Raw genomic sequence first — 23,081 nt, 5'->3', positions numbered from 1 at the left:
ATATTTGATGACCGTATTCATAGAAAAATCGATAGGCAAAAGCTACTTCACCTGATCTGCCAGCAATGGAATTGAAGATTGACTGGTAGTTATTACTTGCCGATCTCAAAGAGAGATCAAAAAAACCAAGGCCTAACTCCCGTAGCGTTGATGTTGATACATCAGTCAAAAATTTTAGTGTACTTCAGAAACTTATATGGCTGCATTCGCAAGTTTGTGTCTCATTGGATTTTGTCTTCGATAAATGAAGAGCACTGGGTAGCTTTCGCTACTTTTGCCCCCTGGAAAAAATAGAAAACAAAGCAACCGTTAGATGAAAGAAAACAAAATCAAGTTATCTCAACTAGAAAGCTTCCTGATGAAAGCGGCAGATATTCTGCGGGGCAAAATGGATGCATCGGAATACAAGGAATTCATTTTTGGGATGCTATTCCTGAAAAGGATGTCAGACGTATTTGATCAGAAACGGGAGTATTTAAAGAAAAACGATTATAAGCATTTGGATGCGGAAACCCTGGCCGAAGTTCTGGAAGATAAATTGACTTATGGAGATACATTTTTTGTACCGGCCAGAGCCAGGTGGAACGAAAAGTTTATTGATGAAAATGGTGTCCAACAGCCGGAGATAAAACACTTGCAGAACAATATTGGTCAAATGCTTAATAAGGCATTGGATGCTATTGAGGAAGCCAACCCTGAAACGCTTTCTGGAATTTTTAAAGGTCGCATCAACTTCAACAAGGAAGTAGATGGTAAGCAGATTGTAAAGAATGTGGACCTGAAAAAAATGATTGATCATTTCAATGAGTTTCCGAGGCTGGTCAATGAAAATTTTGAGTTCCCGGATTTGTTGGGTGCGGCTTATGAATACCTGCTCAAACATTTTGCAGATGAAAGTGGTAAAAAAGGTGGTCAGTTCTATACCCCAAACCAGGTAGTGCGTTTGTTGGTGCAATTAATAAAGCCAGAAGCCGGGATGTCTATTTATGACCCTACAGCCGGTTCCGGTGGCATGCTTATTCAATCCCATCAATACATCGAAGAGCAGGGACAAAATGCCAGTGATCTGGAACTCTTCGGGCAAGAGAATGACCCCACCGTGGTTGCCATTTGTAAAATGAATATCATTTTGCATAACATCACCAAGTATAATATTGAGTATGGCGACACACTGGAAGAACCGCTGAATGAAAAAGACGGGCAGCTCATCCAGTTCGATAGGGTGATTGCCAATCCGCCTTTTTCACAGAATTACAACAAAGCGACCATGCAATATACCGGCCGGTTTAGCTATGGTTTTGCTCCCGAAACAGGCAAGAAAGGCGATTTAATGTTTGTTCAGCATATGCTGGCAAGCTGCAAGCGAACAGGCAAAGTGGTAGTGGTAATGCCGCACGGTGTTTTGTTCCGTGGCGGTAAGGAAAAAGAAATCCGGGAGAACATGCTCAAAGCAGATGTACTGGAAGGTATCATCAGCTTGCCGCCACAGTTATTTTACGGCACGGGTATTCCAGCCTGCATTATGGTGTTTAATAAAAGCAAGCCTGATAACCTGAAGAACAAAGTATTCATTGTAAATGCCGATAAGGACTATGCTGAAGGCAAAAAACAAAACACGCTGCGCCCGGAAGACGTAGAGAAGATTGATTTTGTTTTTACGCATAAAATTGAAGAAGTCAGTTACTCAAAGCTGGTAGACGTAGCAACTATTGCTGCAAATGATTATACGCTTAATATCCGCCGGTATGTAGATAATACGCCATTGCCCGAACCCGAAGATGTGAAAGCCCATTTAATTGGTGGCGTACCTATTGCCGAAATTGAAACAGTGCAAAACACATTGGCTCCCAAATTTGATTTTGACGGTTACCAGTTGTTCAATGATAAAAACGAATACTACAAGGATTTTGCAATTACAGATAAAGCCAACATCGAACCTAGGGTTGAAGAAGATAGCAACGTAAACGAAACCCTTATACAATTAGGTATCCACCTGGCAGATTGGTGGCAATTGGCTAAAGAAGATTTTTCTATGCTTGCACCCAATGGCAATGGCTCAAGAGCCAGCTTGCCAACAGTACGAGCTGAGTTATTAAACACGATTAAAGAAAAATTTGTGCCGGTAGGGGTGTTAGATAAATTTCAAGTGGCAGGCGTGTTTGTAAACTGGTGGGATAATATCAAGTACGACCTTAAAACAATCATGCAAAACGGTTGGGATGCGGGCTTAATACCTGATGACTATTTAATTGAAGCATTTTTCAAAGCCGAAAAGGCGGCGATTGAGCAAATAGAAATAGAACAAGCTGATTTTGAAAGCCAACTGGAAGAAGCGGTCGAAGAAGCCCTGAATTTAGTAGAGTTTGAACCAGATGAAGAGGAAGGCGAAGTAAAACAAACCCCTAAATTGGCCAAAGACGAATTGGCCAAAATGATTGAGTTTTACCTGGAGGAAAAAAAGCAACCTAAAAAAGCCAAACCATACCAGGAGCAGGAAACCAAAATAAAAGACCTGGAACAAGCTATTAAAGACTGCAAAACCTTGTGGAAAGAAAAGCAGGCAGAACTGGAATTGAAAATTGAGCTGAAACGCTATGGCAGTGAGGATGTAAAAGCCGAAAGCAATAATCTACTGGATGCTGCCCGAAAGGAAATAGCCAACCTGGATACTGAAATAGAAACGTTGGTAAAGGCTTTTAAGGCTGATTTAAAAGATACCGCCGGTTACGATGCAATCAAAAAATCGGTAACGGCACTGGAAAAGGAATTGAAAAAGGGGAACAAGGATGTAGCAAAGCTGAACCTGGTACTGAATGCCCAAAAGCAGTTCAAGGAAATAAACAAGCCCTACAATGCCCGGATAAAAGACTGCAGCATACTGCAAAGCAAATTGGATAGTATCGACGCATTGCTGGAACAAATAGGTGGCATAATTACCACCGAAGAAAGCCAGAAACTGATTCTTAAAAAGCATTTCGACATTATCAACGATCAGCTACAACGCTACCTTAGTGCCGAGAAAAGAGCCTTGGTAGCCGCTTACGAAAATCTCTTTGATAAATACTATACATCTGCCCAGGCCATAGAGGAAAAGCGGGAAACGACAATGGCGGAACTCAATGATTTTCTAACCCAGTTAAACTATTTAAACTAATGGAAGAAAATCAAGTGCATATACCTGATGGATGGGTTTCTGATGATTTGGGTAACCTGATTAAAGAAAGACGAAAGTCGCCTTTAAAAGTTTCTGATGCGGCAAATTTTGGTGAATACCCATTTTTCACTAGTGGAGAAGCCGTTTTACAACATACGAACAAACTGCTTGACGGGGAAAACATCTTTTTAGCAACTGGCGGTGTTGCTAATATCAAATATTATGAAGGTGACGCGGCTTATTCAACCGATACCTATACTATAACAACCAAGGATGATATTGATACTGAGTATCTCTACTTTGATTTACTCAATATCCTTTATTATATCAACGCCAATTATTTTCAGGGAAGTGGATTAAAACATCTTCAAAAAAAGGACTTAAAGAAGCATCAAATTCTTTATCCAAAATCCAAAACCGAACAAACCCAAATCGCCAGCATCCTTTCCAAAGTAGATGAAGCTATTACTCAAACTGAGCAACTCATCGCCAAATACACCCGCATTAAAACGGGCTTAATGCAGGACTTGCTCACCAAAGGTATAGACGAACACGGCAATATTCGCAGCGAGGAAACCCATGAGTTTAAAGACAGTCCAATGGGTAGGATTCCGAAGGAGTGGGAATATCAGACGTTAGAAAATATGCTTGATAATGTCCCCAATAACATGCGAAGTGGACCGTTCGGTAGCTCCCTTACGAAATCAGAATGGGTTGAAACAGGAATCCCCTATCTGGGAATTGACAATGTATTTAGAGAACAGTTTATAGATTCTTATAAGCGCTTCGTAACTCATAAGAAATTTACACAGTTAGAGAGATATGCGGTGCGTCCAAAAGATGTAATGATTACAATCATGGGAACGGTTGGGAGGAGCTGTGTAGTACCAGATACGATAGGAAATGCGTTGTCTTCTAAGCATGTTTGGACTATGACTTTTAATCAAAAGAAATATATACCAGAATTGGTGTCTTATCAATTAAACTATTCTCCCTGGATTTTGAGAGCTTTTAATGAAGAGTCACAAGGGGGAATAATGTCTTCGATAAACTCTAAAATCCTCAAAAGATTAGTATTTCCTACACCAACGATTACAGAACAGATTCACATTTTAGAAAAAATGCAACAGAGTAATAGTCATTTAGCTGCACTTGAGTACTCAAATGATAAACTCCAATCCCTTAAAACCGGCTTAATGCAGGATTTACTAAGTGGTAAGGTGCGGATAAACCATCTCATTAAAGAAACTATGAAGCATGAAGCACAATCCTAAATACATCCTCAAACATCTATCCATCCGTGTGCCCTGGCACGATAGCGGTTGGAATGGTAGCGTTTGCAGCAATCCCAAAGCCAATGGTGCCTGCCTTATATTGAAAAACTGTGCCCTTAACCGGGATGATGAACAGGAGGAAAGTGTAAAAGGGTTATTGATGAAAGATTTAGAAGAAAATCAGTTTCCTGTATGCGTGGGTGAAAGAGCCACGTTTATGGCCAACTTTAATTTCTACAAAACATTACATCATCCTTATGCGGAAAGCTCGCCAAATACACACGGACATTTAAAACCCACCCGGGTACAGTTTCCTGCTTTCTCGGCAGCTGCTGTTCCTTATCATTGGATGCTGAAAGAAAATGCAAAAGAAAAGACAGCAGCCTTTGATTTAAATGTGGATGATAACCGGGAGCCTGTACTGGACTGGGCATCCAATGGCAATGATACCTGGGTACAGGAAATCACCAACCAAAAAGCCCTGCTCAATTGTTTTTTCGAACACCTGGAGGCGGAAACCTCTTTGGTATTCTTCTATGCCAAACAAACCCCATTTATAGAAGAGAGCGGCAGAGTGTTGGCCGGTGTGGGCAAGATCAATAAAATTATTCCATCAGAGCCCTATGAAGGCAGCAACAAGCGTTTTGGTGCAGCCTATTGGGAGCACATGATATTGCACTCCATTCGCAAGGAGGGTAAGAACGGGTTCCTGTTGCCCTATCACGAGGCTTTAGCCTACCAGCAGGAGCATCCGGATTTTAACGTGGCAGATTTAGCCGTTATAGTACCGCAGGATAAACGGTTTGAATTTTCGTATGCTGCCGAACATGTGAGTAACGATAGCGCCATAAGGGTGCTGCTGGCCTGTTTGCAGGCCCTTGAAAAATCAGAGGCTTTGGGCATTGGAGAAAACAATGCGCACAAAATACAATGGATACACAATGAAATAGCACAGTTGGAGAAACTAAGAGGCGCTTACCCGGGCATGGGTGCAGCACTCTGTGCCTTCGGCATAGACAAAGGGCATTTTGTGGCAGCCGAAATTATTAATCAACTAGAAGATGAAAATAATAATCCCTGGAACCTGTTTGAACAGGCATTGGACAACCCGAAGGGAATATTGTCTGAAGCTGTTGCGGCATTAATCCCTTTCAACAGTGCTAAACTATACCAACGCTTAAAGGCAAAATCCACACCGGTCCGTATCCAGTTTTTGCATTTACTCAGCCGCTTCGATTTAAGTATAGAGCAAGCCACTTCATTATTTGTACAGGAAGAAAGAGAAACGTTTGGTATAGAAAGAAAGGACGAGGAATATCTGGCCAACCCTTATCTTATTTATGAAGATTTAAGATTTACCACCAGCCCCGTAGCTTTAAGCACCATTGATTTGGGTCTATACCTGAAAAATGCACCGGATGATTTACTGCCAACCGGCACTTTATACCAGGACCCCTTTGAGAACAACCGCATCCGGGCATTAACCATCCAGCAATTAGAACGGGCATCCTTAACAGGACATACTTTATTGCCCCGTAAAGAAATCATCAACCAGGTAAGAAATTTATCCATAACGCCAGCATGTCCCATCAATAGCGATTATTTCGAATTGGCAGAAGAAGCTTTTACCGATGCTGTTGTATTAGCAGAAATGAAAGGCGGGGAAAGAGCCTACCAGTTACAACGCTTTGCGCAAACCCGTGAAACCATCTATCAAAAAATTACACAACGCACCAATGCCAAACGATTAGCATTAAAGGCAGACTGGGCAGCCCTTTTAAATGACGCACTCAAAGAACATACCAAAGGCGCACCCGATGAGCAGGAACTGAAAGCAAGAAAAGAAAAAGCAGCAGCCTTAAAAGAAATTGCCGAAAGCAGATTTTCTGTATTAATTGGCCCTGCCGGTACCGGCAAAACAACCTTGCTCACCATTTTGGCCGGTCAGGAAGAAGTAGCAGATAATGGCGTGCTCCTGCTTGCGCCAACGGGTAAAGCAAGGGTTAGGATGGAAGAAGTAGCCAAAGACATCAATGTAACCGCCAAAACCCTGGCACAATTCCTTTCGGGTTTCGGCAGGTACAATGGAGATATACAGCAATATATTTTTTCTTCGCAATACTGCGAGGGACAATACGAAACGGTTATCCTGGACGAAGCTTCCATGCTTACCGAAGAAATGCTGGCAACCACCTTAGACTGCCTAAAAGGGGTAAAGCGGTTTATTTTGGTGGGCGACCACCGGCAACTGCCACCTATTGGGGCCGGTCGCCCTTTCCTAGATATCATTCATTTTTTAAAACCCGAAGGAATAGATACTGCTTTTCCAAGAATGGGCAAAGGTTATGCAGAGCTCACTATTAAAAGAAGGCAGGGCGGCGCCAAACGGGAAGATTTACAATTGGCCGAATGGTTTAGTGGCGAAACCTTAGAACCCGGAGCAGACAGCATTATCAACCATATTATCAGCAAGCCGGATTCCGAATATTTACGGATTGAATACTGGGAAAACGAAGCGGCTTTTGAAAAGAAATTTGAAGAAGTATTGGTGAAAGAGTTAGGGATGGAATCCTTGGAAGATGTTGCGACTTTCAATAAAACTTTAGGTTCATCCGATGGTCGTTATTTCAATTTTAAAGAAGCGGCCAATAAGGCGGAGAGCTGGCAGATACTATCGCCAGTGCGGGAGAAAGTATATGGCGTAAGGGCACTAAACAGGAAAATTCATAAGCATTTCAGGAAAGACAAAGTTGAATACGCACAAAGCCGGTACGGCAAAATCCCTTCGCCGATCGGCCTGGAAGAAATAGTTTATGGTGATAAAGTCATTAATCTGTACAATAGCCGGAGAAATCCCAAAGATGTATGGCCCGACGAAGGCGCATTAAACTATGCGGCAAATGGAGAGATAGGAATGGTAATCGGGCAATTTAAGACTCCTAAAATGACCTTTAAGGGTAAGCCCAAAAACACCGATATTGAGTTTACTTCACAAAAAGGCTATAAATACACATTTAAAGGGTGGGAGTTTTCTGAAGAAGCCAACAATCCTTTGGAGCTAGCCTATGCACTAACGGTACACAAAGCCCAGGGCAGTGAATTCGGCAAGGTATTTATCGTTATTCCCAACCCATGCTTCTTGTTGTCAAGGGAAATGCTGTACACCGCACTTACCCGGCAAAAGGATAAAGTAATTATGCTGATTCAAGGCAATGCTTTTGATATAAAGGGATTGGCATCGCCTACCAAGTCGGATGCACTCAAACGCATTACCAACCTGTTTGCAAAGCCCGAATTGGTGGAGGTTGATGGGGCTTATTTAGAAAAGAACCTCATACACCAGGCCAGCGATGGAAAGATGCTGCGCTCAAAAAGTGAATTGCTGATTTACCAGCGGTTAATAGATAAAAAGCTAAATCCATTGTATGAGAAAAAGCTAACGATTAAAGAAGTGGAAAAGCTACCCGATTTTACCATTGAAAATGATGATACGGGTGAAGTCTATTATTGGGAGCATTGCGGAATGCTATACGACAAAGAGTACAAACAACGGTGGGAAGAAAAATACCAATGGTACAGAGAAAACGACATTCTTCCGTTTGAAGAAGGCGGCGGCGAAAATGGCACACTCATTATTACAGAAGATAAAGCCTTCGAGATAGAGGATGGAACCATAAGAGGAGCGGTATCTGTAAAGGAGATTGATGAAATAATAAAAATAGTATTTGATAAATATGCTGCTTTATGAAAATAAAAGACATACGCCAGTTTAGGACCTTTTTCAAAAAAAATATCAGAGAAACGGAAGATACTAACAGGGATGAGCACTTTGTTGGAACCAATCATTTCGATGAAGTCAATCAGAAAACAGTTTTTGGCTTCTTTGATCTTTATCATGGGCAAAAATCCAAGGGTGTAGTAGATGGTATAAAAGGATTTCTGAAAGGATTTTTAGACATGGCCCAGGATGCGCAGGCGGTGTATGAGTTTTTACAAAATGCAGTTGATGCCAATAGCAGTCATTTTATAATGGTTTGGGGAGAGGATGAAACCGAACTCAACGAAGAGGGTAAGCCCGTTGAATACCTGTTGGTCATTAATAACGGATGGCAATTTGATTTTCCTGCCATACAATCTATTTTAAATGTAGGCGTTTCCACAAAAACAGAAGACGAACATACCATAGGCAAATTTGGCATCGGGTTCAAATTGGCCCACAGGCTGGTGGGTAAAGAAAACGGTCTTGATGAATTACTGGACAAAAACTACGGCCCTGTATTATTCAGTTGGAAAAACGGGGAGTTAAGAAATCTGATCAAGAGCAATGTAGAAAGTGTAGTTCCTGTAGCACAGGAGTATAGTATTGAACGTAAAAAAGAAGAACTAAAGGTTGATATAATAACACATGAACCCTGGCTATTTAAAATACTGATCACGAATTTTCCCACACAGCCCGACGAGCTTATCCGTGATGCATATTACGCAGAAAAAAATGATGCCTTTACCCAGAGCGATGTACGAAAATTAGGCACATGGTTGTCGAAGTTTAAAAATATTATCCCGGTAGATGACTATGATACCGGTTCCTTATTCTTCCTTAAACTCGGCACCGATAAAAGCCATGTACTGGGCGATAAAAATCTTGAAGAAGGCATTCGATTTTCGCTATCCATATTGAACAAAGTTGCTGATTCTAAGGTAAATGGCTTGCAACATGTGCATTTGAATGGCACAGATATTAAAAACGCACCGCTGGAATTCAAATCGTTTATTATACCGAAAGATTCCGAAAAGTACCGGTACATACGATTTGGAAAGAAAGAAGCATTAACCCCGACTGAACAAGCTATTGCAGATAAAGATTCAGATATACAGTTCCTGTTTGGATTTACTGATTATATAAATGCCATAAAGCTAATTGACAATGTTCCCAACTTCTACTTATACTTCCCATTAAGCGAGGAAAAGCACAAACTGAAATTCATACTTCACTCCAATGCATTTTACAAAAAATCAGCAAGAACCTCGCTGCATTCAGATGCATTGAATGTACGGTTATTGGAAGTATTTGCTCAGAAGCTGGTAACCTATTTAACGAGTTGTTTCGCAAATACGAATGAAGCAAGCTATTCCGATTTCCTCGCAATTTATCCCCTGCTCTTGTTGTCAGAAGAAAGTAATGATGCCGACAAGAGATGGATCAACGAGCCATTGATCAGCAATATTCGGGATTTTGTTAACACGAATATCCCAGTTGTAGCAAATACTCCTTCTGGTTTCGAAATAGAGAGCGACCCGCTTAAAGTTAAAATAAAGAGTACAAAACTCGAGTTGAATCCGGCTCACTACAATTTGCCCTACGAATGGTTTTATTGGAGCGATGACGAGATGTTAGGCAATGCGGCTATCAGCATTGGATTAGGCCGGTTTTCAATTCTTGAGCTTCTTTATGAACCTAATGTGGCACAAAAAATTAATAAGGAGCTGGAGCTTGACGCTAATTTGCTGCCCATTATACTTGATGAGATTAATACACATATTCATGCAGTAACGGGCAGTGGTAAAGATGCGGAAACATTTAAAGATAACTTTTACGAGCTGAAGCTATTTTTATTTGATAATGGTGCCTTAAAATGCATTAACGAGTTGAATGACAGGTCGTCCGAAAAAAGATACCTGCTGCTTTTTGAAGAAATAGAAACTATAAAAGATTTATTGGAGAAAGCAGGCTTTATTTGTTCCAAAAATGGGTTGTCAACAGTACCCGGTATCCAATCCTTTATCAGGGCAAGGGGCTCTGTGGACTACAATGACTATAAAGTTTTAAATGACTACCTGAGCAGCGGCTTCGAAAAAGCAAAATTCAACCCCAGAGAAAAACACCGGATATTTAAAACCCTGGAAAATGCCAAAAGCAAAGAAAGCCCTTCGGAACAGCTGATAAGAATGCAGGCACTCAGGTTGTTTTGTAATCAGCAAGGCGATATTGTTGCCCTGGGCGCATTGCTAAAGAGCACACAAAAGAGCTGGCTTGAACCTTTTAAAATCAGTCAAGCAGAAAACAATGAGACTCTACATAAATACCTCGTTGAAACAGAAAACGATGCATATACCAAAGTGGTGATCCCTCTGTGGGATAATATAATGGCTGATAAAAAAGGTTTTATCCATAAAGACCTTAAATCATTCTATGCAGATATTCACTCACTGCAAAAGGCAACCAATCAAAATCAAACCGTATTCAATAAAGTATTTATCCCATTAGAAAGCGGCTTTTCAGCTCATTCGGATACTATCTTTTTTCAATCAGGTTGGAGCTCCCTAAAGCCCGAAGAATACAATATCTTGGCTGTATTGTTCACAAATATATTTGGAAAAGCATTACCCTTATTCGACTCGGTGCCCTATTTAAAAGATGCACCCTTTAATTTAAGCAACACAACTTTTGATACTCTTGCACTTGGAGCACCTAAACGTATATCACAGACGGATATGGCGGTGGTAGGTAAAGCCTTCCATATAGCCAGTCTACCATTCTTTGAAAAATTTGTAATTGAAAAAGAAGCCACGAACTATATTGTAAGAAGCAAGCACGATACTGAGGAAATGGTTTGGTGCAGCCAGGGAGATATTGTTTTACAAGACCACCTCAGCCGATTCCATAAAACACTGATTATTGCACCTGTGATACCTGAACTAAAAGATTTGGTAGCACTAAAAGAAAATGAACTCTTAGATTTTTTAATGGAACACTGGGAGCCGTCAAATGAAGCGTACACCAACGCATTCACCAGAGTAATTGTGACCAAAGAAGATAGCTTCAAAAAAAAGTTCATAGACAAGCTGGGAACTGTGGTATACAATTTTGAAGATAATAGCGGCCTTACCATCCTTAACAATGTAGTGAAAGTAGCATTATCTTTTTCGGATATCCATGCATCCAAGGATTTGTTTCAAACCACATTTAAATTTGTAGTAAATGCTGAGCTGTCGTTCACACTAAACGATATGATAAGTACCGGCAGCGACACTATTTATTTTGGCGATGAAAACCAATACCAACTAAAGCTATCAGATATTTTCACTTCGGATAACGTAGGATATTCCCGATACATAGAAATACTGATTGAAAAATTAACAATCGGTTTTTCTTATGACAAGGCCAAATTAAGCCAGCTATTTGGCTTGAAAACTACGGAGGATAAAGAAGATATCCTTGCCAGGATAAACAGTTCCATACAGAATACAGGATACCAGCCCAACGCTTCGCAACTGGCTTTCTTACTACTTTATAAAAAGTATTGCAACAAAGATTTCGACTTGTCCGGATACAGCATAAAGCACCAAGAGACGGCCCGGAAGCTGAACGGTGTCTTTGCGCTGTCCATGCATCATTTTAGTCTGTTCCATGCAGATTCATACTTGGATGAACGCTATGATGCCCTTGCCCGTCTGCTAAAGCTAACAGATACAACGCCTTCCTTTAAAGCCGGGGAATGTAGCGGCTACCTCCATCCGGTTATTGAAAATAATGTTTTACTATGTCCTGATTTAAAGGAAAATTTGCACGAGGACGAGCAGATTCAATTGCTTAATTTTTTGATCAGATATCATAAAAACAGTAGTGCCTTACTATACCGAAAAACTTGGTCAGCCATATTTGGCTTTCGGCCAGAACTATACAATAGCTCCGGAAAATACATGCTCAAAGAAGTAGAAAATTTTCCGGAACACATTTACACATGGAGCTGGAAGGAAGCAGACACGATTAAAAAAAAGCATAAAGCCGCCCTGCTTTCTGCTTTGGGCTTTAACCTACCCTGGGCTCCCATAAATACCTTGAGGGAAGTACTCATAAACCCAGGGACTATTAAAACCTTCTCGCTTCCCGAATTGAATGATTTACCGGTAGAATTAGTTGCCAATAGCCTTGTTTTCTTACACCAAAATTTACCCGATTTTAAATTTAATCAACAATCTAAGCATTATGACCTCTTAAAAGAAATGGTTAAGATATGCATTCAACATTCGCAGGTAAAAATACCATTACCTGTTTCAACCGGCGATAAAGAAGAATACCATTTTGTAGACACGTCGGTTGGCACAGTTTATTATTATGATGTAAATAAGTATCACGAATTGGATAAATTGGGCTTGGATGTTGATGAACTAATTAGGAGTACAGGATGTAGTATATACAATGGCTCGCATTGGACAGAGTCACAGGAACTGAAGCAACTGCTGCAGGAGATTAAAATAGAGGAAATTTACGACAACGACCAGATTTTACATACAAGAGAAGAATGGGCTGACACATTTTACAACGAATGGAAAAGTACCCATCCGGATATTCTGCTTTATTACTATAATAATTTACCGGTAAAGCTACTGCTGCAAGGCGTTTACATTAAAACGATCAGTAAGGATAAGTATTACTTCAATGAAAATGCCATCCATTGCCCTATAAAATTCAGCTTCTCAGAAATAATAAGCACCCTCAAAACCACCAAATGGATATCGCTAAATGCCCTCAATGACCTGGAATCATTATTTAATATGCACCAGATGAAGGTAGCTGAGTTGCTGAACAACCCGATCATGGATACCGAGCTAAGGAAGCTTGTGGAAGATAAAAGAAAAGAACTGGAGCAACTGGCTTATAGAAAAGAACTCATTGAAAATTTGTCTAAAAGTGAATACAGCCTAAAGTGGTTTATGAGCTTCATTGAATTGCAGATTAACCAGGATAATGAAAGCGATCACAGCATACCTGAACAGGAACTTTCTTTTTTTCATGTGGAATGGGATAAAGATTCCAGGAAGTTGCTGAATTTTAAAGACCCCAATAGAACAGTTACGCCAACCATAGAATACTGTACTGATTTCTCTGCAACCTTTATTTTTAATAACAGCAAACCCGTGGAGTTAAGAATCCAGGATGTTTCTAAAAAGGGGCAGGTGTTGAACGTAATGCCCGCAAGGCCTGAATTACTTCAGAACATTAACCTGAATGATATTAAAAGAGTTGACCTTAGATTTTCCCGGTCGGTTGATTTGCTGAGGAGATTACTGAATGCATTTAAAAGATTGACCAATGAAAAAAGCTGGCAGGAAACATATAACCTGAAAGACAACTTATCACCTAACATTCATTTTATTTTTGGCCCTCCGGGTACAGGCAAGACCACTACCATTGCTGAACGAATAACAGCCATCATGAATACCGATTCGGCGGCTAAAGTACTGGTGTTGACCCCCACCAATAAAGCAGCCGATGTACTTACCCAGCGTATCATGAAATGCACGGGTGAGAATGATTATTGGCTGGTGCGTTATGGAGCTTCCTTTGCCAACGACATTGTTGAAAGAGACCTGCTTCAAAATAAAGATTCATTTATTTACGAAGCTTATACAAGATGTGTATGCATCACTACGATTCACAGGTTGCCCTACGAGCGGGCAATACTGAAAAAGGAGCACAACGAAGATATACTTTCAGAGCTTGGGGATATGCATTGGGATTATGTGATTTTTGATGAATCCTCTATGATTCCGCTTTCGTACATGACGTATGCAATGTACAAATGCGAAAGCCGCTTTGAAAACAAAGCAACGGCATTTTGGGTAGCTGGCGACCCATTTCAGATACCACCTGTTGTTGAAATAGATGATGAAGACCTGCCGGTAGATTTCAATAAGGAAGCCAATATCTATACCATGATAGGCTTGAATACCTTTGAGGAGGCAGCGCAAAAAGCTATTCCGGTTTACGGTGAAAATAATAAAATTGAGAATTTAACCACCCAATACAGAAGCATAGAACAAATCGGGAAATTATTCAGTGCCTTTTCATATAATGGCGACCTGCATCATCACAGGGCAACAGTAGACGGTCCGGGAAAATTTCCCCGGAATTTCCCAACTGGGTTTGCTCATTTGGGCATCAAGCCAGTTACCTTGTTAAAGTTCCCGGTCAATATGGATGATTCGGTGTACACGCCGGGTAAATTGAGGAAAAGCGCCTACCATATCTATTCCGCTATTTTAATTTTGGAACTGGTAAAAAAATTCAATGAAAGTTTGCAAGATAATGAAATGTGGACGATTGGTATTGTTTGCCCCTATCGTTCACAGGCAACTTTAATCAATAAAATGATAGAGTCACTTAACCTGAAACCCAATCTTACAGTCATTACCGATACTGTACACGGGTTTCAGGGGGATGAATGCGATATGGTCTACTTCGTTGTTAACCCGCCCAATTATTCCATTTCCTCCTCTTCTTATGGTGCATTCATTCACAAGCACTACCTTATCAACGTAGCCATAAGCAGAGCTAAAGATTATTTGATTGTATTATATCCGGACGACGATACTAAGGGGATAGGAAACCTTGAAAAGCTCAACTTTCAGCACGATGGCAGTATCGAGAAGATATTAAATGCAAAAATGGGGGTTAATCTTGACGATATAACCATTCATTCAAGCGATATTGAAGAAAAAATACTCAGAAAAAAAGGGTTTATTCAAGAAAATAGCCGCACAAATAAACACCAACTGGTAAACGTATATAATCTGGCAGAAAAACCTTATATAGTTAAAGAAAGTACTAGTGCAATCGACATTCAATTTAAAAGCTAATTGGTATGATACTAAGCAACGACAATAAATATAGAGGCAACTTAGGGGCTACTCTAAAACTGGATGAATACAGTCACGTAGAAAAGCCCTTTTTAGAGCAGTTGGCTGGTTTGGGCTGGGAAGTGATTGAGCTACCTACCCAACAGCAGCCTGAGCACAGTTTCCGGACTTCTTTTGCTGAAGTGGTGCTCAAACCTAAGCTAAGAGAAGCTTCGCTTAAAATTAATCCCTTTCTTACTGCTGCACAAGTGGATGAGCTGGAACGTAAAATAACGACGTTTCAAAAAAACAGCCTGTTGGAAAACAACCAGCAGGTACTGCATTACCTGCTTGAAAACACCACTGTTTCCAAAAATGAGCAGACCGGAGAGCTAAGCCCCACCGTTCGCTTTATCGACTTTGAGCATTTAGAAAACAACAGCTTTGTAGCCATAGCTCAATTTAAGGTAGTTGTTACCGGCACCGACCACCACATCATTCCCGACATCGTGCTGTTTGTAAATGGCCTGCCGTTAGTAGTGGTAGAAGCCAAATCATCCAAAGTAAAAGAACCTATTCCCGAAGCCATAGACCAGCTGATGCGGTATGCAGAACAAAGAGGCGATACCGGCGAGGGCAATAAAGAACTATTTTACTACAACCAGGTACTGGTAACCACTTGCCGCACCGAAGCCAAATTCGGTACTATTACTACCCGGATAGAAAAACACTTTTACCGCTGGACAGACCCCTATCCTCGCACCCTTAACGATTTGACACATGGAAAATCCTCGCCCAACGACCAGCAGCGATTGGTGGCGGGTATGCTTGATCGTAGGAACCTGCTGGATATTATCCGAGTTTTCACTGTGTTTTCCACTAACGACAAAGGACAGAAAATAAAAGTTGTGGGCAGATACCAGCAGTTCAGGGCTGTAAAAATTGCAACCCAACGCTTAATTGACGGGGAAAATCCTTTGGAAAGAGGCGGTATCATCTGGCATACCCAGGGTTCTGGAAAATCTTTGACAATGATGTTTATGGTACGGGAGATGAAACTGAGACCGGAACTCATGTCCTGGAAAATCATCTTCGTTACCGACAGAACACAATTAGAAGAACAATTGGGAGAAACAGGGCAAAGCATTGGCTTTACGATTAAACCCGCCAATTTTATCAACCCGAAAAATCTGCCCAATGGGCAAAGCTTAAAAGAGTTATTAAGCAATGACAATTCTGATTTGGTATTGGCGATGATACACAAGTTCCAGGAAAATGGTGATTTGAGTGGCCTGGAAATATTTCCAGAATTGAACAAGAATAGCAACATCTTAGTTATGACAGATGAAGCTCACAGGTCGCAATATTCGCTGTTGGCTGCCAACTTAGACCGGGCAATGCCCAATGCCACTTCCATTGGTTTTACAGGAACACCCACAGAGAAGACTGAAAAGAAATATAAAGATTACATCGATAAGTACACCATGCGCCAGGCAATAGATGATGGCGTTACTTTGGAGATAGTGTATGAAGGCTTTACCCACAATGCCGAAGTAGAAGACCATAAAGGAATGGATGATAAATTTGCAGATGTATTCAGCGATTATCAGCTAACTGAAAGACTGCAAATATTGGGATTTGGTTCCCGTGATGCGTACCTCGACAGCATGATCACCATTATGGATAAAGCCAAAAGCATGGTGGACCATTATGTGGAACATATTTTTTCGGGTGGCTTCAAAGCTCAGGTAGTTGCTAATTCACGAATCGCTGCTGTCCGCTATAAAACCGCCATTAATGGCGCACTCAAAAACAAGATAGCCGAACTGGAGAAAGATAACCCTATGCTGGTAAAACTGGATGTGCTCAGCAAATTGGAAACGGCAGTAATTATTTCAGGAAACCACAATGACGAATTGGCAATAAGAGCCTATACAAATAGCGAATACCACAAAAAAAGCATCAAACGTTTTAAACTGCCATTTGGTAAAACCGATGAAGAAGACAAAGCACTAAATGGCGATGTTGGTATTGTTATCGTCAACAACATGCTGCTCACAGGTTTTGATGCACCTATCGAGCAGGTAATTTATTTAGACAGGGTAATTGTAGCGCATAACCTTTTACAGACCATCGCCAGGGTAAACCGTGTAGGCCCCGAAGGAAAGGATAAAGGCTTTGTAGTGGACTATGTAGGTGTAGGACATCACCTAAAAAGGGCCCTGGATGTATATGCAGAAAAAGAACTGCAAGAAACTATTGGTTGCCTTTCTGATGATGACACAGAATTGAACAATTTAATAAAAGCCCATAAAGATATCTGGAATTTCCTGAAAGTGTATGGTTTAGAAGACCTTTCCGATTCTGATGCATTTTTTGATGTATTCTATGATGAAGACATCCGCTTTGAATACATAAAACTATACAATACGCTCACAAGCTGTTTCAATACCGTTTTGCCCCGCAAAGAAGCCCTAGAGTTTTTCACCGATTGGAAAGCCTTTACAGAAATCAATGCATTAGCCAACAAGCATTTCAGAGATGGCAGATTTAGCATGAAAGGTATTCCGCCAAAACTAAGGGCCATTGCAGACGAATACTTAATCTCAAAAGGAATTGAACAGCAGGTTGCTCCTATTTCTATCATAGCAGACGACTTTTTTAATAAAGTAGTGGCCACTAAAAACCGGGAGAAAACCAAGGCTGCTGAAGTAGAACATGCTGTACGCCACTTTATTGACTTGAACATAGACGAAGACCCGGAATTGTTTGCCTCTTTTGCAAAAGCACTGGAAGAAATCCTGCAAAACTTCAAAGGCAACTGGAAACGAATCTATGAAGAACTGGAAAAATTGCGGGAGAAAATAAAGAACCGGGAAAAGGAAGAGACCTACGGATTAGATCGCAAAAAGCAAATGCCCTTTTTCCGTATTTTCAAGGCTGAATTGTTTGGTAACAAGGACTTGACAGAAGATGAAATATCCCGGAATGTGAATTTAACACAGCACATTTTCAACTTGGTGGCGACAGAAATAAAGTTGACAGGCTTTTGGGATAGCACACCGGCACAACTAAAGCTAAAAGCAGAATTGCAAAAGATGCTGTTGTCGCCGGAGTTCAAAGATTTGCCGAACATTATTATCAAGCGCAATGAAATTATTTCAAGAATTATGGAATTGTCTAAGACCAATCATTTCAAAATAGTAAACGACTAATGATCATTGAGTATCAGGTAAAATATTCCAATCGCAAAACCCTCAATATTTCTGTTGAAAGGGACAGGAGTATTATTGTTCGTGCTCCGCATCACTTAACAGCCGAAAAGGTTGATGAAATCGTTCAATCTAAACGGCAATGGATAAAGGACAAACTAAGCCATGTTCAAAAATATCCTGTTGTTACAGAGCGCAAGGAGTTCGTGTCAGGAGAAACATTAATGTATCTTGGCAAAAACTATCAATTAATGGTAGTTGATGAAGCAATAGAGGGTGTTGAATTTGACCAACGTTTCAAAATATCAAAAAGCAACCAGCCTAAAGCCAATGACTTGTTTAAAAAATGGTATTTGAAACAGGCGCTTCTAAAAATTGAACCCTTGGCTACCAAATATGCTAGAAATTTAGGGGTGCAATACAATCAGTTCAAAACCTCAGAGATGAAATACAGATGGGGATCTTGTACACCTGCAAATAACATCATTTTCAATTGGCGAATTATCAAAGCGCCTGTATACGTTTTGGAATATTTAGTTGCCCATGAATTAGTTCATTTAATGGAAAACAACCACACCCCACGTTTCTGGAATATTCTTTCGATACAAGTACCAGCCTATGAAAAGGCAAAAAACTGGTTGAAGAAAAACGGACAGCTTTTAGAGGTGGATTTTAGTTGAATTTATCTCTACTATAAATTAGACGTTCATAGAGATTTGCAGATCTAAACGTCCTTTGTTCGAATATGGGGGTCTACAACTCTGGTGTTTATTGGACCTGTTTTGCAGAGGCTTCGCTTTGAAGAAAGAGCGAAATACGCGAGGAGGTACGAAGTCTTTTGCCCGTTATCTTCACCACTAAAATCACAAATTATGTCTAAAGCATTCACTACTTACCGTCACATAAGTGAATGAGTATGAGAGCGTCTGCATGTAAACATGGCTGCACTAAAACTGGATGGAAAAATTTCTTCCCGGTGTGTCAAAGAACTATTTAGCAGGGAGAAATTTCGATGCAAATGTTAGCAGATCGTTAAATTATTCAAACATCTTTTTGCGATAGTAAGTCCTTGTTACTTAAACCCTGAATATTGCCACAAGAAGGAACTTCAGCATGCACAAAAAATGCAATAAGGTAGTGAAATTTGATAGTACCCATAATTGCTAAACCGTAAGTCTGGAAATCCTCACCTTCCGGAAAATGGAGACTACTCCTAGGATGGTAAACCTTTAAAAAAATGGACTAGTAAAATAACCCCGTAACTCTGCACAGTTGAACAAAGTGATTATAAACCGTTTGGTCATTCGGAAGCATGTACGGCTGACAAACAAATATCGCCCTAACAAGAAAACAAATATTAGAGGGGTTATAATCGGAACTGTTCATTTTGGCCTAATGTTTCGAACAATTTTGTAAATCGCTGAATATTTGCCGTATACCATCACACTTCAGCGCTTAGTCCTTATCTACTGCTTTCAAGGGGTAGATAGTTACATGCCCATCACTGGGGGCCGACCGTCCGATAACGTTTCGTTTCTATATAGCCAAAGTTGAACTGACGCTTTCATTGTGCAAACCGGTGCAAACAAATTTTCGGTTGTTGCCGTGTATGGTGCAAACAATTTTAGATACGCCATTATATCAGGTTATAACGAAAAAGCCTTAAATGAAAAAAGCAGACGCGGTTTTTATATAACCTGATACGTCTGCTTTTCTTAAATGTGGACCCGAAGGGAGTCGAACCCTTGTCCGGTTGTGAGATAAAACAAGCCTTCTACATGCTTATTTTCCGTTTGGTTGTCGGGAAGGGGCAGACCGGAAAAGCGCCTTAACCTTCTTCCTTAGGTGTTTGTTCTTACCCCTGCATCACACCCTGCAGCGGCCAGCGAGATTTGTTCGATGCTCCTGGTGCTAACCCAATTTCGCAAAGGCTAGCGGAACAAAAGCTTGCGTAATTCTAAATTAGGCAGCTAAGGCGTAGTTATTTTCGCCAATTATTGTTTGAACGTTCAGATTTAAGTGCTCTCCGTACAACGCACTGCATGCTAACTTATCCTTCGCCACCCCGTCAAATCCAGGAACGGGCCCAATGAAGAATACAAATATACCAAAAATCAAAGTAGCAAAAAAGTCAAATTCTGGTTTCTGGTATGCCCGGATCAACATAACAGCGGCCCATGCCTGCGCAGAGGGGCCTGCTGTCTATCACAAAGTCTTAGTTCGTCGGAATCGCCAGCCCGCGGATCTGGATACCAAAAGAACCCACCTTGGCAGCTGCACCGGTTGCCAAATCAATGGTATACAAGCCAGACATGCCGCCTGTGGACATTGCGGCAAGGGCAACGCCCGCCGGACTGATATCAAACCCCGCCGCATCATCGATGTCAACACCCAGGCTGCCAACTACTGCCTGTGTTCCTTCGTTTGGTGCAGTCTGTTTTAATAACCTGTTTCCGCTCGCATCCAGGTTGAACAGGGCAGTAGTCGTAGCACCTGCACGGTTCTCCGTATAGGCAGAACCCACCACGCTAACACCGGTAACGCCATTCACAGATCCGTCAACAAAGGCCACAGCGCCGGTTTCAGGATGTAGACGCAGGTTCTGTCCGGTAGAGGTAACCAAACGGATCCTGTCTACAGTCGGGTTGAAATCAAAACCTAAAATGTTGCCGGCAATAACCGGACTGAATGCAGCTGCACCAACTGCAGTTGCTGCGCCTGTACTTACATTAATTGTATATAACCTGCTGCTGCTGCCAATGGCGTACAACTGGCCGGTTGCCGGACGGAAATCGATACCAAGCAGCGACTCGCCGCTTGCCAAACCACTAACGCTCACCTGAGCAAGGACCTGGTTTGTGTTCTGACCGTTAAAACGCATGATTTTATTATCCGTGCTGAGGCCGTAAAATGTAACGTCGGGTCCCATCAGCATGTCGTCGCCGTCGCGGTTTTTCTTACAGGCAGAAAACAAAATGATTAAGGCCAGAATGGCTGTAGCCCGGAATAGGTTCGTATTTTTTAACATGGTTGAATATTCTAAAGGTTATCTGAAAAAGTTGAGAAGGGATTTTTTGGTGTTATGCAGCGAAGTCCGGCGGTCGTTCGGGGGCACGTAGCCAGGCCTCGCAAACAGTACCGTTGTGGAGCCGCCCATAAGCAGCACTGTCTGCTGCTGAAATGTTTGGGTGATCTGACTCGATAACGAGATATTCAGTGACCTCGATCTTCTTTTTAGCATCAGATTTCTCGGGGGCATCAGGTTTCTCAGTCTTCCCGCTCTCTTCTTTTTCCATAGCGGGTAAACCCGCGGCAACCGGCTGTATCGTTCCGGCAGCTTTGATAAGCATACAGCAGAGCAGCAGAAATGTAATGCAAAGATTTGCCGTTTTCAAGGGTTTCGCGGGTTTTTAGTAATCCCATATACGAACGGCCTTTCTAAACGGATTTACGAAAATCGAAAATATAACCAGTCTGTTGGATTTTTACCGGGATCCCCTGTAAACCATTAATATATCATCTGGAAAAATAAGAGATATTCACAAAAAAACCGCCCCATGATATCATGAGGCGGCTTATTATGTTTTAAAATAGCTCTTAAGCAGTCTTGCCCGGATACACCTTCAAAGCTGCTTCGAGACAGTCCATCGCTTTGTTCAGGTCGCCGGTGTTCAAAACGTAGGCCATGCGCACTTCGTTGCTGCCTGAACCTGCTGTTGAGTAAAACCCGGTAGCCGGTGCCATCATGACAGTTTGATTTTGGTGTTCGAATTCTTCCAGCATCCATTGGCAAAAGGCGTCGGCGTTATCGATTGGCAGTTTGGCTACCACGTAGAACGCGCCGCCCGGGTTCGGACAAAATACGCCTTCCATCGCGTTCAGCCGGTTTACCAGGGTATCCCGACGGAGGGTGTATTCGGTATTTACAGCCTCGAAATAACTGTCAGGTGTGTCCACAGCGGCTGCACCGGCCAGTTGTTCAACCATCCCCGGACTCAGTCTTGCCTGTGCAAACTTTAAGCCGCTGGAAATAACCGATTTGTTCTTTGTAATCAGGCAGCCAAGCCGCGCACCGCAGGCACTGTAACGTTTGGAAACCGTATCCATCACCACCACATTTTCATCCAGTCCGTCGAGGTGCATAGGCGACACAAATTCGCGCCCATCGTAACAAAATTCCCGGTAGGCTTCGTCAGAAAAAAGGAACAGGTCGTATTTCAGGCAAAGTGATTTCAGGGCTTCAAGTTCTTCGCGGGAATAGAGGTACCCGGTCGGATTGTTCGGGTTACAGATGATGATCGCTTTTGTTTTTGGCGTAATCAGCTTTTCAAACTCAGCTATCGGCGGCAGCGCGAAGCCGTTCTCAATATAAGACAGAATCGGTTTGACCACAACATTACTCATGCAGGCAAAACCATTATAATTGGCGTAAAACGGCTCGGGAATAATGATCTCGTCGCCTTCGTTTACGCAAGTCTGCATCGCGATTGTTATCGCTTCAGAACCGCCTACGGTGACAAGGATATCTTCCGGCGTAATGCCGTAGCCCAGCTTATTATAGTATTCGGTAAGTTTTTGGCGGTAGGCGAGGGTTCCTTCCGAAGGCGTGTATGCCCAGACATTAAAATCAATGTTTTTGATGGCGTTAAGCATGCCCTCGGGCGTTGCGATATCGGGCTGACCTATATTCAGGTGGTAAACCTGACGACCCAGCCTTTTAGCCTGGTCTGCAAAAGGAGTTAGTTTCCTGATGGGTGATGCGGGCATCTGAAGCCCTTTGTCTGAGATTTTTGGCATGCGCAAAAATAAAAAAACCCGGCT

Annotated in this window: 9 protein-coding genes and 1 other RNA gene; 6 read left to right on the top strand and 4 right to left on the bottom strand. The window is 41.7% G+C overall.

Going from position 1 to position 23,081, the window contains the following annotated elements:
- Positions 1–313: 313 nt before the first annotated feature.
- Genes EJV45_RS16830 through EJV45_RS16805 form a run of 6 tightly spaced genes read left to right on the top strand, consistent with a single transcriptional unit; the run spans position 314 to position 18,940 of the window.
- Positions 314–3,154: a class I SAM-dependent DNA methyltransferase gene (locus tag EJV45_RS16830; RefSeq protein WP_129717521.1), complete on the top strand. Its 2,841-nt coding sequence runs from the start codon at positions 314–316 to the stop codon at positions 3,152–3,154.
- Complete coding sequence (locus EJV45_RS16825) at positions 3,154–4,428, top strand: restriction endonuclease subunit S (RefSeq protein ID WP_129717519.1); 1,275 nt, start codon at positions 3,154–3,156, stop codon at positions 4,426–4,428. The genes EJV45_RS16830 and EJV45_RS16825 overlap by 1 nt, the downstream gene beginning before the upstream one ends.
- A complete protein-coding gene (locus EJV45_RS16820) occupies positions 4,412–8,176 on the top strand; it encodes an ATP-dependent RecD-like DNA helicase (RefSeq protein WP_129717517.1) in 3,765 nt (1,254 codons plus the stop codon). The genes EJV45_RS16825 and EJV45_RS16820 overlap by 17 nt, the downstream gene beginning before the upstream one ends.
- A complete protein-coding gene (locus EJV45_RS16815) occupies positions 8,173–15,069 on the top strand; it encodes an AAA domain-containing protein (protein WP_129717515.1) in 6,897 nt (2,298 codons plus the stop codon). The genes EJV45_RS16820 and EJV45_RS16815 overlap by 4 nt, the downstream gene beginning before the upstream one ends.
- Positions 15,070–15,074: 5 nt before the next feature.
- The gene (locus EJV45_RS16810) at positions 15,075–18,263 is read left to right on the top strand and encodes a type I restriction endonuclease subunit R (protein WP_129717513.1); all 3,189 of its coding nucleotides are present in this window, start codon (positions 15,075–15,077) and stop codon (positions 18,261–18,263) included.
- Entirely contained in the window at positions 18,263–18,940 is a 678-nt protein-coding gene (locus EJV45_RS16805; protein WP_129717511.1) for a M48 family metallopeptidase, read from the top strand. Before EJV45_RS16810 ends, EJV45_RS16805 begins: the two co-directional genes overlap by 1 nt.
- A 1,039-nt stretch (positions 18,941–19,979) precedes the next feature.
- Here the strand turns inward: EJV45_RS16805 and ssrA are convergent.
- The 4 genes from ssrA to EJV45_RS16785 form a co-directional block, all read right to left on the bottom strand.
- Positions 19,980–20,348, bottom strand: a transfer-messenger RNA (tmRNA) gene (gene ssrA / locus EJV45_RS16800).
- A gap of 127 nt (positions 20,349–20,475) precedes the next feature.
- A complete protein-coding gene (locus EJV45_RS16795) occupies positions 20,476–21,288 on the bottom strand; it encodes a DUF4394 domain-containing protein (protein ID WP_129717509.1) in 813 nt (270 codons plus the stop codon).
- 52 nt (positions 21,289–21,340) lie between these two features.
- Positions 21,341–21,655 (bottom strand): hypothetical protein, encoded by a 315-nt coding sequence (locus EJV45_RS16790; protein WP_129717507.1) that lies wholly within the window; start codon positions 21,653–21,655, stop codon positions 21,341–21,343.
- Between the two features lie 202 nt (positions 21,656–21,857).
- A complete protein-coding gene (locus tag EJV45_RS16785; protein WP_129717505.1) occupies positions 21,858–23,057 on the bottom strand; it encodes a pyridoxal phosphate-dependent aminotransferase in 1,200 nt (399 codons plus the stop codon).
- Positions 23,058–23,081: the final 24 nt, after the last annotated feature.

It is taken from the genome of Pedobacter sp. SYP-B3415 (assembly GCF_004138205.1).
Taxonomy (GTDB): Bacteria; Bacteroidota; Bacteroidia; order Sphingobacteriales; family Sphingobacteriaceae; genus Pedobacter.
The sequence above is the reverse complement of the archived record's forward strand: the minus strand, read 5'-3'. Positions and strand labels throughout refer to the sequence as shown.